Source organism: Vreelandella aquamarina (assembly GCF_020075495.1).
In the GTDB taxonomy this organism is placed as follows: domain Bacteria; phylum Pseudomonadota; class Gammaproteobacteria; order Pseudomonadales; family Halomonadaceae; genus Vreelandella; species Vreelandella aquamarina_A.
Genome location: NZ_JABYQT010000003.1, coordinates 133,842 through 145,997 on the forward strand (window position 1 = coordinate 133,842; position 12,156 = coordinate 145,997).

At 62.8% G+C, this 12,156-nt stretch carries 12 protein-coding genes; 5 read left to right on the top strand and 7 right to left on the bottom strand.

The window, feature by feature from the left end:
• Positions 1 to 5: 5 nt before the first annotated feature.
• The 3 genes from HW452_RS06065 to HW452_RS06075 all read right to left on the bottom strand — a co-directional run bounded on the left by HW452_RS06065 (position 6) and on the right by HW452_RS06075 (position 3,268).
• A complete protein-coding gene (locus HW452_RS06065) occupies positions 6 to 437 on the bottom strand; it encodes a DNA polymerase III subunit chi (RefSeq protein WP_224105205.1) in 432 nt (143 codons plus the stop codon).
• A gap of 55 nt (positions 438 to 492) precedes the next feature.
• Positions 493 to 1,599, bottom strand: a complete 1,107-nt coding sequence (locus HW452_RS06070) for a branched-chain amino acid aminotransferase (protein WP_224105206.1) — start codon at positions 1,597 to 1,599, stop codon at positions 493 to 495.
• A 151-nt stretch (positions 1,600 to 1,750) separates the two neighbouring features.
• A complete protein-coding gene (locus HW452_RS06075; protein ID WP_224105207.1) occupies positions 1,751 to 3,268 on the bottom strand; it encodes a leucyl aminopeptidase in 1,518 nt (505 codons plus the stop codon).
• 122 nt (positions 3,269 to 3,390) lie between these two features.
• Here HW452_RS06075 and lptF point away from each other — a divergent pair, with 122 nt between their 5' ends.
• From lptF to bfr, 5 genes are all read left to right on the top strand, one after another.
• The gene (gene lptF / locus HW452_RS06080; protein ID WP_224105208.1) at positions 3,391 to 4,464 is read left to right on the top strand and encodes an LPS export ABC transporter permease LptF; all 1,074 of its coding nucleotides are present in this window, start codon (positions 3,391 to 3,393) and stop codon (positions 4,462 to 4,464) included.
• Positions 4,464 to 5,534 carry an LPS export ABC transporter permease LptG gene (gene lptG, locus HW452_RS06085; protein WP_224105209.1) on the top strand — a complete coding sequence of 357 codons (1,071 nt, stop codon included), beginning with the start codon at positions 4,464 to 4,466 and terminating at the stop codon, positions 5,532 to 5,534. The genes lptF and lptG overlap by 1 nt, the downstream gene beginning before the upstream one ends.
• Complete coding sequence (locus HW452_RS06090; protein ID WP_224105210.1) at positions 5,527 to 5,970, top strand: RDD family protein; 444 nt, start codon at positions 5,527 to 5,529, stop codon at positions 5,968 to 5,970. Before lptG ends, HW452_RS06090 begins: the two co-directional genes overlap by 8 nt.
• 180 nt (positions 5,971 to 6,150) lie before the next feature.
• A complete protein-coding gene (locus HW452_RS06095) occupies positions 6,151 to 6,357 on the top strand; it encodes a (2Fe-2S)-binding protein (protein ID WP_224105211.1) in 207 nt (68 codons plus the stop codon).
• 180 nt (positions 6,358 to 6,537) lie between these two features.
• Positions 6,538 to 7,023, top strand: a complete 486-nt coding sequence (gene bfr, locus HW452_RS06100) for a bacterioferritin (protein ID WP_224105212.1) — start codon at positions 6,538 to 6,540, stop codon at positions 7,021 to 7,023.
• Positions 7,024 to 7,072: 49 nt separating this feature from the next.
• On the opposite strand, the gene HW452_RS06105 is transcribed toward bfr, so the two are convergent.
• Genes HW452_RS06105 through HW452_RS06120 form a run of 4 tightly spaced genes read right to left on the bottom strand, consistent with a single transcriptional unit; the run spans position 7,073 to position 12,153 of the window.
• Entirely contained in the window at positions 7,073 to 8,830 is a 1,758-nt protein-coding gene (locus HW452_RS06105) for an ABC transporter permease subunit (RefSeq protein WP_224105213.1), read from the bottom strand.
• Positions 8,831 to 8,842: 12 nt separating this feature from the next.
• Complete coding sequence (locus HW452_RS06110; RefSeq protein ID WP_224105214.1) at positions 8,843 to 10,456, bottom strand: ABC transporter substrate-binding protein; 1,614 nt, start codon at positions 10,454 to 10,456, stop codon at positions 8,843 to 8,845.
• Positions 10,456 to 11,313, bottom strand: coding sequence for an ABC transporter ATP-binding protein (locus tag HW452_RS06115; RefSeq protein ID WP_224105215.1), 858 nt, complete (start codon positions 11,311 to 11,313; stop codon positions 10,456 to 10,458). The genes HW452_RS06110 and HW452_RS06115 overlap by 1 nt, the downstream gene beginning before the upstream one ends.
• Complete coding sequence (locus HW452_RS06120) at positions 11,314 to 12,153, bottom strand: ATP-binding cassette domain-containing protein (protein WP_224105216.1); 840 nt, start codon at positions 12,151 to 12,153, stop codon at positions 11,314 to 11,316. It abuts the gene before it with no gap.
• Positions 12,154 to 12,156: the final 3 nt, after the last annotated feature.

Here is a 12,156-nt window from a genome sequence, read left to right on the forward strand (position 1 = left end):
GTTGGCTACCCAAGCTTGTGCGGCACCACGTCATGGCCGAGCTCCTTGTAGCGCTGCCAGCAGGCGCGCTTGGCGACCAGCACGTCCTGGTGCTGGTTGATGATTTCGGCGATGCGTGCGTAGCGCTCGACGCCATCAGGAATCTCGGGGTGCAGGTTCAAGAGCGCGGTTTCTTCGCTGGGCACCGGGAGTTGCTGCCAGCCCAGGATGACCGGCACGCTTGCGGCCAGCTCGCTGCCTTCCAGGGCGTGGGGCAGGTAGGCGTCTTCACGGAAATTCCACAACGCCTCGTCGGCCTGTTCGGCCAGGGCCTTGTCTTCGCAGTGCAGGTGCAGCCGATAGCCCTTGCGCCAGATGGTTTCCGCCAGCTTGCAGGCAAACGCCAGCCGTGCTTCAAGGGTGGTGTCGGGAAGGATATAGAAATCGATGCGCGCCATGGCGGCTCCAGCTCTTTAAAACGCTCGCCGCCGCGGTAAGCGGCGGCGAGAGGCGTTACACCAGCTGGGTCAGCCAGCCGTGCTTGTCTTCGCTGCGCCCGTACTGGATATCCAGAAGCGTCTTGCGAATGCGCATGGCTACTTCACAGCCACCCTCGCCGTTGACGCGAATGCGCTCGTTTTCGGTGACCAGCTCGCCCACCGGGGTGATGACCGCAGCCGTGCCGCAGGCGAAGACTTCGGTGATCTCGCCCGATGCCGCGCCCTCGCGCCACTCGTCGATGCTGATCGGACGCTCTTCCGGGGTCAGGCCCATGTCCTTGGCAAGCGTGAGTACCGAGTTGCGGGTCACGCCTTCCAGGATGGTATCCGTCAGGCGCGGGGTTACCAGGCGGCCATCCTTGAAGACGAAGAACAGGTTCATGCCGCCGAGTTCTTCGATCCACTTGCTTTCCGCAGCGTCCAGAAACGCCACCTGGCCGCAGCCGTGCGCTTCGGCTTCCTTCTGTGCCGCCAGTGATGCCGCGTAGTTGCCGCCACACTTGGCAAAGCCGGTACCACCGGCGGCGGCCCGCTTGTAGTGGGAGGAGAGCCAGATGGACACTGGGCTTACGCCGCCCTTGAAGTAGGACGCCGCCGGGGAGGCGATCACGTAGTAGTCCACTTCGTGCGCCGGACGCACACCCAAGAAGGCTTCTGTTGCGATCATGAACGGGCGAAGGTAGAGGCTGCACTCATCGGCGTCGCTCTGCGGTGCGGGTACCCAGGCATGATCCTGCGCCAGCAGTGACTTGAGAGAGCCGATGAAATCGTCATCGCTTAGCTCCGGCAGAGCCAGGCGGCGGGCGCTTTTACGCAGGCGCTCGGCGTTTTTTTCCGGACGAAAGGTCCAGACCGAGCCATCGGCATGGCGGTAGGCCTTGATGCCCTCGAAGATTTCCTGGCCGTAATGCAGTACCGAAGCCGCGGGGTCCAGCGTCAGCGGGCCGTAGGGACGCACCTGGTGGCCATGCCAGTCGGCGTTCACCGTCCAGCGGATATTGACCATGTGGTCGGTGAAGTACTTGCCAAAGCCTGGGCTGGCCAGGATGTTGTCACGGATACTGTCGGCCGTCGGCTGGTTGGACGGCAAAATCTCGAAAGATGTAGAGCTAGTGGGCACGGCGTGTTTTCTCCGCTAGAGCCAGGCCCCGAAGGGCGAACATGAGCGTGTCGTTAGAGGTAGCGTGCGCCATGAAGGACTGGCACACGCCAATGCGTTCAGATTTAACGGTTGCAGCGCACAAAGGCAACCATTGTGTGCTTGAACGGGGTCAAGCGCTGCCGGTTTCTACCTCTGCTTCGGATTCGCGGTCCAGCAGATACTGGGAAAGCAGGCCTACCGGGCGCCCGGTGGCGCCTTTCTGCTTGCCCGAGTGCCAGGCGGTGCCGGCGATATCCAGGTGTGCCCAGGGGAAGTGGTCGGCAAAGCGTGACAGGAAGCATGCCGCGGTGATCGTGCCCGCCGGGCGCCCGCCGATGTTGGCCAGATCGGCAAAGTTGGATTCCAGCTGCTCCTGGTACTCATCCCAGAGCGGCAGGTGCCAGGCGCGATCCCAGGCGGCTTCGCCGGCTTCCAGCAAGTCAAGCGCCAGGTCGTCATCGTTGGAGAGCAGGCCGGTGGCGTGATGGCCAAGGCCGATAATCACCGCGCCGGTGAGGGTGGCGATATCGACAACGCTTGCCGGCTTGAAACGCTCGGCGTAGGTCAGCGCATCGCACAGTACCAGGCGGCCTTCGGCGTCGGTGTTCAATACTTCGACCGTCAGGCCCTTGAGGGTCTTGACGATATCGCCAGGCTTGGTGGCCAGGCCATCCGGCATGTTCTCGGCGGCGGCGACAATGAATACCAGGTTGAGCCTGGGCTTGATGGCCAGCATCGTCTTCACGGTGCCGAATACGCTGGCGGCACCACACATGTCGAATTTCATTTCGTCCATGCCTTCGCCGGGTTTCAGCGAGATGCCGCCGGTATCGAAGGTGATGCCCTTGCCCACCAATACGTGGGGCGCCTCGTCAGGGTCTGCCGCGCCGTTGTACGTCATGACGATCAGGCGGCTAGGCTCGTTGCTGCCCCGGCCGACCGAGAGCAACGAGCCCGCACCGAGCGCTTCCAGTGCCGCTTCGTCGAGTATCTCGACGTCCAGCGCGCCATTGGAGGTCCGGCCCAGCTCCTCGGCCTGCTCGGCAAGGTAGCGTGGGGTGCATACATTGCCCGGCAGGTTGCCCAGGGTGCGTGTGTAGTTGATGCCCTGACCGATGGCGGCGCCAATGCGAGCCCCCTGCTTGGCAAGTGTGGCGCTTTCCGGTTCGCAGATCAGCGTGATGGCTTCAAGACGCGCGGAGGGGGCGGGCTGTGACTTGAACTGGTCGAAGCGATAGACCGCACGTTCGGCGGCCTCCAGCACCTTGCGGGCTTTCCAGCTGCTGTCCCGGCTTTCCAGCGGAACGTCATTGAACGCGATGCCTGCCTCATCCACCGGTAACTTGATCAGCGCCGCCATGGCCGCGTCCAGCGCTTTTAAAAAAGCCGCTTCCTGGCACTTTTCGCGCTCGCCGAGGCCTACAAGCAGAAGCCGCTCGGCGCAAAGGCCCGGCGCGAAGGGAATCATCTGCACGTTGCCAAGGCCGGCGTCGAAGTCGCCACGCTCGAGCAACTGGCCGATCAGGCGCTCGCTGGCGTCGTCCAGACTGGCTGCGGTGGGCAGTAGGTGACTATCTTTAAAGAGGGGGATGACGAGACAAGCCGTTTCGGCTTTGGCCGGATTGGCGGTCTGAACGGAAAATTCCATGACGTCTCCAACAAGACAAGCATCGAGGGATTCGGGATAATGTCCCTTACTGGGCGTTCGTTTAGTGTACCCAAGCCATACGCGCATTGCATGGCATCCTGCATGATTAGCCGGAGAGGGCATTGATTTTATTTCGGTACTTGACTCGTGAAGTGTTACTCACCATGTCGGCGGTCGCCGGCATTTTGCTGCTGGTCATCATGGGCAGCCGGTTTATCCGCTATTTTTCGGATGCTGCAGAGGGCGATTTTCCCGTCACCATCCTGGGCAGCCTGATGCTCTTTCACCTGCCCGGTTTCATGGAACTGGTGCTGCCGCTGGCGTTCTTTCTGGGCATTCTGCTGGCCTACGGCCAGCTTTACATGAACAGTGAAATCACTGTGATGGTCGCCTGCGGGATGAGCCCTACGCGGCTGTTGCGGGTCACGCTGCTGCCCGCCTCCATCGTGGCGGTACTGGTAGGCCTTTGCAGCCTGTGGCTGACACCGGCCGGGGCGCTGCAGACGGCGGCTACCCTGGAGGAGCAGCGCAGCCGGCTTGACGTATCGGTGCTGGCGCCAGGGCGGTTTCAGGACTTCGGCGGCGGGCGGACGGCTTATATCAGCGATTTCAGCAGCGATGGCACGCAAATGCAGGAAGTGCTGGTGCATGAGCAGCCCGGTCCTGACAGCCCGCACAGTTTCGTTACCCGGGCAGGCTCGGGGTATCAGGAAACTCGGATGGAAACGGGCAGCCGCTTTCTGGTGCTGGAAAACGGCGAGCGTTATGGCGTGGTGCCGGGGCGTAACGACGCTCAGCGGCTGACCTTCGAACGCTACACCATGCGCCTTGGCTTGAGCCGCAGCCTTCAGGAGCTTGACTCGCTGGAGTACGCCACGACCCCCGAGCTGTGGGATGACCCCAATCCGCGTGCTCAGGCACAGTTTCAGTGGCGGGCTGGCCTGCCGCTGATGGTGTTCATCCTGGCCTTGCTGGCCCAGCCGCTCTCTCGGGTGAACCCGCGCCAGGGCCGGTTCGGTAAACTGTTGCCCGCCGTCTTTCTGTACGTTGCCTACTTGAGTCTGCTGCTGGCAGCGGTAGATGCCATTGGCAGTCAAACCCTGCCAACGGTGATAGGTGTCTGGCCGGTTCACCTGCTGTTCTTCGCCCTGGGTCTGCTGCTTTTATGGCGCTCACAACGCAAGGGGATGCGTTAATGCTGACACTGGCCGATCGTCTGGATCGTTATATTGCCCGCAACGTGCTGGGCGCCATTGTCGTGGTGCAGTTCGTCCTGCTGGGCCTGGATATCACCATTGCCTACATCGGCGAGCTGAGCCATGTAGAGGCGAACTACTCGGCGCTGGACGTCCTGTTTTACCTGCTGATGCGCACGCCCTGGCGGTTTTATCAGTACGCCCCGGTCGCGGTGCTGATTGGTGCGCTGATTGGCCTTGGCAGCATGGCATCCAGCAACGAGCTGACCGTCATGCGTGCCGCTGGCCGCTCGCTTGCGCGTATCGTCTGGGGCGTGATGAAGCCGGTACTGGTGGTGGTCGTGGCCGTGCTGCTGGTGGCTGAATTCGTCAGCCCGCGTACCGAGCAGTTTGCCGAGGCGTGGCGTCTCGAGCAGCGCCAGGGGGAAAGTGCCCAGCCCGCCAGCCGCAGCGGCTGGCAGTTCGAGGGCGACAGCGTGTACCGGTTTGGCGCCATTCGGGCCGACGATGTGGTACTTGATCTGACCCGCTACCGGTTTGACGAGCGCCGCCTGGTGGAAGCGACTCACGCCTCGCGCGCGCACTGGGAAGAGGGCGCCTGGCGGCTTGAAAACATTACCACCACGCGCATCTATGATGATTATACCGAATCGGATACTCAGGAAAGCGCCTTCTGGGAAACGCATATTACCCCTACCCAGCTCGAGCGCCTGCTGCGCGATATCGAAAGCCAGGCGCCCAGTGAGCTGTGGGCCTATGCCAACTATCTTCAGGCCCAGGGGCTTACCGCAGACAGGCCGCTTCTCTACTTCTGGCAGAAGATGCTGATGCCGCTCACCATGGGCTCTCTGGTGCTCATTGCCGCCTCCTTCGTGTTTGGCCCGCTGCGCACCGTGGCGGCAGGCACGCGGGTATTCTACGGCGTCGTGACCGGGCTCTCCTTCAAGTATGTCCAGGACCTGCTGGCGCCAGCGTCCACCATCTTTGGCTTTTCGCCCATCTGGGCGGTGCTGGTGCCCACCTTGGTGTGTGCCGGCGTCGGGATCATGTTCCTGCGCCGCAATGGCTGAACCAGCCGGCCTGGCGCGCCGGCTAGGGGCACTTGCCTACGATGGCGTGCTGGTGCTGGCGCTCTGGTTGATCATGGCCACGCTGCATCTGGCGCTCTTCCAGCTGGTCGTCAGCCCGCCAGTGCAGACGGTCGGGGCGTCGGCTATGTTCGTCTGGAGCCTGCGCTTGCTGCTGCTTGCCGCCACCACGCTGTTTTTCTGTTTTTTCTGGCGCCGCGCCGGCATGACACTCGGCATGCAGGCGTGGCGGCTGCGTGTGCAGAGCGTAGAAGGCAAGCGACCAAGCACTCGGCAGTGCCTGATACGCTGTACCGTGGCCTGGATTTCCCTTATGGCATTGGGCCTTGGCTACTGGTGGGTGATCATCGACCGCCACCACCGCAGTTGGCCGGATATCGCTTCCGATACCCGCACGGTCGTGTTACCGACGTGCTGATGTCCGGCATCCGTTATAGGGAGCATGTATTAGCTAGCGTGAAAATAAAGCCTAAGCATCTGTATTGCATCAGGTAGGTCATGGCTGAAAGGGAATCGCTACGAAGTGGTATCTTTTTTTACTTGATAAGACGTATGCGAATCATTTACATTCGCCTCATGTGATTCATGAGGTGTCGCCATGTACGTTTGCGTGTGCAAGGGAGTAACCGACCATCAGATACGTCAGCAGGTGAGCGACGGAGCGCGCAGCTGGCGAGAAGTACGCGAAGCCACCGGCTGTGCTACCCAGTGCGGCAAGTGCGCCTGCTTTGCCAAATCGTTGACGAAAGAAGCGCTGCAACAGGCGCGCATGCAAGCCGACATGAGTCTTGCTTATGCCGTGTGACGCGAATCACTCTTGTTAGGGTTATCGTTAGCAAATAACTGATTTATTTGATCTTTTTGATTGCTTGTTTATACTCTCGAAAAGCCGGGAGTATACCCTTGAGTGGCCTATACTCCTTCCCTAGCGTAACTGCTTGATTGATCGAATCAATTGCCGGCATTACAACGAAAAGGTGACGTCATGAAAGGTGATCCCAAGGTAATTCAGTATCTCAACAAGGCGTTGGGTAACGAACTGATTGCCATCAACCAGTATTTCCTGCATGCCAAGATGTACAAGGATTGGGGCCTCAAGGCACTGGCGAAGTGGGAGTACGACGAGTCCATCGAAGAGATGCAGCACGCTGACAAGCTGATCGAGCGCATCCTGTTTCTGGAAGGTATTCCCAACCTGCAGGATCTTGGCAAGCTGCATATCGGCGAGAACGTCAAGGAGATGCTGGAGAGCGATCTGCGCATCGAGCACGACGGCCGCAACGACTACATTGAAGCCATCACCTACTGCGAAAGCGTGAAAGACTACGTTTCCCGCGACCTGCTGCGCGATCTGCTCGCCGATGAAGAAGATCACATTGATCACATCGAAACCGAGCTGCGGTTGATCGAGCAGGTAGGCATTCAGAACTACATGCTGCGCCAGATGCAGATGGCAGGCGATCACGAGTAAGCCCTTGCCCATCAAGACGCGACGCCCCCGAGAGATCGGGGGCGTTTTTTTATGCCCTGCTTGAGCCTGCAAGGCTCGAAAGCGACACCGCCAGCACGGACAGCAGCACCAGCGCCAAGGCTGGAATCAGCACCGCCCAGGGGGCGCGTTCGATATAGGGCATGCCTTCGGCAAGTACCAGCCCCCACTCCGGTGAAGGCGGGCGTGGTCCCAATCCCAGAAAGCCAAGGGCCGCCAAGGCCAGCGCTACGCCCGGCAAGCGCAGCATGGCGTGGCGAAACACCGGGCCAAGCACTGCCGGCAAGATGTAGCGTTGCATCAGGCGAACGTGCCCGACACCCAGAATCGGTGTAATGCGCACATGGGGCTGGGCTTTCACTTCGGCAACCAGCGCCGCGGTATGCGCCGCCAGGGGCGCCCAGGCCACCGCCGTGACGGCAATGATCGCGCCGCTGGTGCTGGGGCCCATCAAGCCCGCCACGATCAGCCCGGCGATGGTGGGCGGGGTCGCCTTGGTGATCTCGATGGGGCCGGTGGCAAGGCGTGGGGCCAGGCCGACCAGAAGCCCCAGCACCAGCGAGAAGAACACCACCACCGTGGCCATGCCCATGGTAGAGAGGGCGCCGTGAGCCACACGCGCCAGAATGTCCCGCCCGGTGCCATCGGCACCCAGCGGCAAGGCGAGGCTGGGCGCTTCCAGGCGCATGAACGCCGAGCTGAACGGGTCGCGGGTAATGCCTGCTGCCACCAGGACCAGAAGCAGGATCATCGCCAGCACAGGCACCGCCCATGAGCGGCGCCGAACGCTGTGCTCCTCGTGTGCTACCGGCAGGGCGCCTAGCCGGAATGCGCGGCCCAGCAGGAGCGCGCGGATAATATTGGCAAGGCTGCCCAGCACGATGGCAATGATCAGCAGAATCAGGATGCCGGTTTGCAGCGCCGGCATATCCTGAGCAGACGCCGCGCCCAAGGTCGCCCGACCAAGGCCTGGAATGGAAAACACCTGCTCCACGGCAATCGCGCCGCCGGTCAGTCCGACCATGACCATCCCCACCTGAGGCATCAAGCTGGGCAGGGTCCGACGCAGCGCCGCCAGAGCGATGCGCCAGCGTGAAAAGCCGGCCACGCTCCAGGTAGCTACCCAGCGTTCGGTGAACGTTGCCGAGAGGCCGTCGCTGAATAGCCGCCCCAGCAAGCCGCCTGCGGGCAGGCCGAGTGCCAGCGCGGGCAGCACGACATGGCTCAGGCCGCGCCAGCCATAGGGCGGCAACCAGTTGAGCCAGGCGGCAAACACCACCAGCAGCACGGCCGCGAGCAGAAACTCGGGCAGTGCGGTCAAGGTGGCGCCAACGGCCCCGGAGGAGCGGCTGACGCGGCCGTTCACGCCACGGCGCACCACCGGCAGGCAGATCAGCGCAGCGACAATGACGGCCACCAGCATGCCAAACGCCATCAGCGTGATCGACACCTGGGCACTTTTCAGCATGCCTGGCAGCACCGGAGCGCCGGAGACCCAGGAGTTGCCCGCATCACCGTGCAGTAGCCCTGCAAGCCAGCTCATGAGCTTATCGAGCGGGCCCTGCGCCAGGCCCAGCTGAGCGCGAATCGCGGCCAGCACCTCGGGCGTGGCCTCCTGCTCCGCCGAACGCGCCCGCAAGATGCTGAGCGCCGGGTCGCGGCCGGAAAGCCACGGCAACAGCCCGACCAGCACCACGACGCCGGCCAGGGTAACGAGGCGTGAGAGCAGCGGAATGAAAGGCGCAAGGCGCAGGTGATGCCTCCCGCGCCGGGCAGTCGTGGTCATCATGGCCGCTTATCCTCAGGACTCGCTTTCGGCATTGATGGCCGTCTTTTCCGTGATCAACATCCGCTCGCGGGGGTCGCGCTCGGCGCCCGCTATCCGAGCCGATTCGCCCTGAATCACCCGTTCATGCAGCATGGGGACGGCCGCGTCGGTGCGCAGGATGGCGGCCTCGGCGGCCATGATCGCCTGACGACGCCCTTCGCCGGTAGGCTGTTCGGCGGCGTAGGCGAGCGCTTCATCAACCGCCGGGTCGCACAGTTGCGCGATGTTGAACGAGCCCGCGCAGGCAAAGTCACTGAACATGTAAGCCACCGGGTCGCCGGAGTCGAGTACCGTGGCACGGGAAAGGATGAAGGCGTCAAACTCGCCCGCCAGCGCATCGGCCTCTATGTGGGCGTACTCGCGGACCTCCTGATTGACCCTGAAGCCTGCCCGCGTCAGTTGTTGTTCCAGCAGTACGGCCACCTCGGGCAGTTCGGCTCGGTCAGTAAAGGTGGCCAACGTGATTTCGGCGCCATCTGGTGCGCCGGGCGCGGTGGGGGCTTCAAGCGGTGCGCGGTAGTCGCTGGCCCAGGCCAGCGCCGGGCCCAAAAGGCCCTCGGCAGTATCGGCGCGGCCTTCGTAGACCGTATTCACGAGAGCGGCGCGATCAATGGCTTCGCGCGCCGCCGCTCGGATGCTGGGGTCTGCCATCGGTCCTTTGGCCGTATTCAGGTAGAGCGTGTTGGTGCGTGGCATGGGCACTTCGTGTATCAGGGCAGGATCGAGCAGCGCCACCTGGGAGACCGGAACGGCCTCTACCACGTCAGCTGCACCGGTGCGCAGCGCCGCTGCCCGAGCCGTGCCGTCGGATACGTAGTCAGCATCGATGCCGGCCGCGGCGGCGGGCTCGCCCCAGTAGTCATCAAAGCGGTCAAGACGCGCGCTGGTGACGCCATTGATCTCCTTGAGTACAAATGGCCCGGTACCTGCTTCAACAGGGTTGATCCGGCCATCGTCACCGTAGGCGCTGGCCGCCAGAATCGCCAACTGCGGACTGGAAAGACGGTTGGGAATCAGCGGGTCGTCCTTTTCGGTACGCACGATCACTGCATCGTCCCCATCAGCCTCGATGGTCATGCTGACGCCATCGAGGATGCGCGGCTTGGGGATGGCCTGGGTTGCCGCCGTGAGCGAGTTGACTACATCGCTGGCCGTCAGCGTCGTGCCATCGTGAAACGTCACGCCTTCGCGCACGACAAACCGCCAGGTCCTGGCATCCAGTTGCTCCCACCCGGTGGCCAGGAACGGCTGAGGATCGCTGTTGGCATCCAGGCGGATCAGCGTCTCCGCAGCACTCCAGCGCGATAGCTTGAAGGCATCATCGGAAAGTGGTGTCAGCCCTGAACGCGGCGGCTGCAGCATGGCCACGCTGAGGCGCTCACCCATCTCGGATGACGCGGTGTCGCGCTGCTCGTCAAAACAGCCGGCAAGCAGCAGCGGCGCCACAAGGGCAACGGGCAGGGAGAGGCGAAGCGGGCGATGCAGCATGGTAAAGCGTCCTGTGAGTACGTGGGTAATGGGGCAGATCGTTACCTGGGCGCGAAAGGCGCCGGAGGCATTGGGCTTTGAATCGGTGCTCCAGGGCATTACAGAAGCGGAACTACCTCGGCGGCATTACAGTGAGGGTAGGCGCAGGTGGGCAGTTGTGAAACGGCACTGATCAAGTCTCGTGTGACGGGGTGCTCCGGCGCGCGCCATAGTTCGGCGGTCGGCCTGTCTTCGACGATCCGGCCGTTATCCATCACCAGGGTACGCCGGCAAAGCGTGGTGACGACGGCTAAATCATGGGAAACCAGCAAGAGCCCGGTGCCGCGCTCCTCGCAAAGCGTGCGCAGCACGTCGATCACCTGCGTACGCACCGGCAAATCCAGGCCGCTCAGCGGCTCATCGGCCAGCAAAAAGCGCGGCCGGGTGGCGATGGCTCGGGCAATGGCTACCCGCTGGGCCTGGCCGCCGGAAAGCTCATGGGGCTTGCGCGCCAGAAACGCCCCGCCCAGACCTACCTGCTCCAGCGCCTCCCTGGCACGTTCATCAGGGTCACACTCAACGCGCAGCCGGACCAGCGGCTCGGCCACCAGCGCGCGTACGCTCATGCGTGGGTCCAGCGAGGAGGCCGGGTCCTGGGGAATATACTGAACCGCCTGGCGATACCAGCGCAGCTTCGCTGTCGAGGCCGGGCGCACGACTTTACCCTGACAGGCAACGCTACCCTTATCCGGTGATTCGATGGCCAGTAGTGCGCGCAGCAGGGTGGACTTGCCCGAGCCTGAAAGGCCTACCAGCCCCACACGCTCGCCAGGGTAGAGTGCAAGGTCGATATCGTTCATGACCGGCCTGCGTTCCCCCGCCCGCCAGAATACGTCACGCGGCAGCGTGACGCTTTTAGAGAGGCCGCGTGTCGAGAGAAATGCGGTGTCGTCTTTCGGCGAAAGTAGGCTTTGCATCTAGGCGCTCTGCAACAGGTCGTGTGGAGTATATTCAGGGAGTGCCTCAGCAGGGCGTGCCAGCGAAGGCTGCACACTATGCGCGGCGGCGACCAGCTCGCGGGTGAATCGGTGCTTGGGTGCAGTGATCAGGGCATCGAGCGGGCCGCTTTCGATCATCTCGCCGCGCTCGATGATCACCGCCCGCTGGCAAAGCTGCGCCGCTGCGTGAAGATCGTGGGTGATGAACAGAAGGGCGGTCCGGGCGGCATCCGTATGCTCACGCAGGGCGCGCAGCACCTGGGCCTGGGTCACTACATCCAGCGCCGTGGTCGGTTCATCGGCGACCATCAGTGATGTCTTGCAGGCCATGGCCAGCGCAATGCATACACGCTGGCGCTGGCCGCCGGAAAGCTCCGCCGGGGTGCGTTTGACAAGGCGCTCCGGGTCGTGAAGCTTCATGGCTTCAAGCAGGGCAACCGCTGCCGCAGTGGCTTTCTTGCGCGACAGGCCGTGGTGGCGGATAAACGGCTCGCACAGTTGAGAGCCAATGGAGGCTAGCGGGTTCAACGCCGACAGCGAGTCCTGAAACACCATGGCCACCCGTGTTTCGTTGATTCGCCGTGCGGCCGGCGTCGCGATGATTTCCCGGCCGTGAAGACGGATACTGCCCTGCACCGTGGCCGCCGGCGGCAACAGCCCGAGCACCGCATTGGCAGTAAAGGATTTACCCGACCCTGACGCGCCCAGCAGGCAGATACGCTCGCCGGACATGACGTCAAACGAGAGGCCATCGACCACGGCCTGTCGGCCAATTTGAATGCGCAGATCACGCACGGATAACACGGGGTCGCTGCACATGGA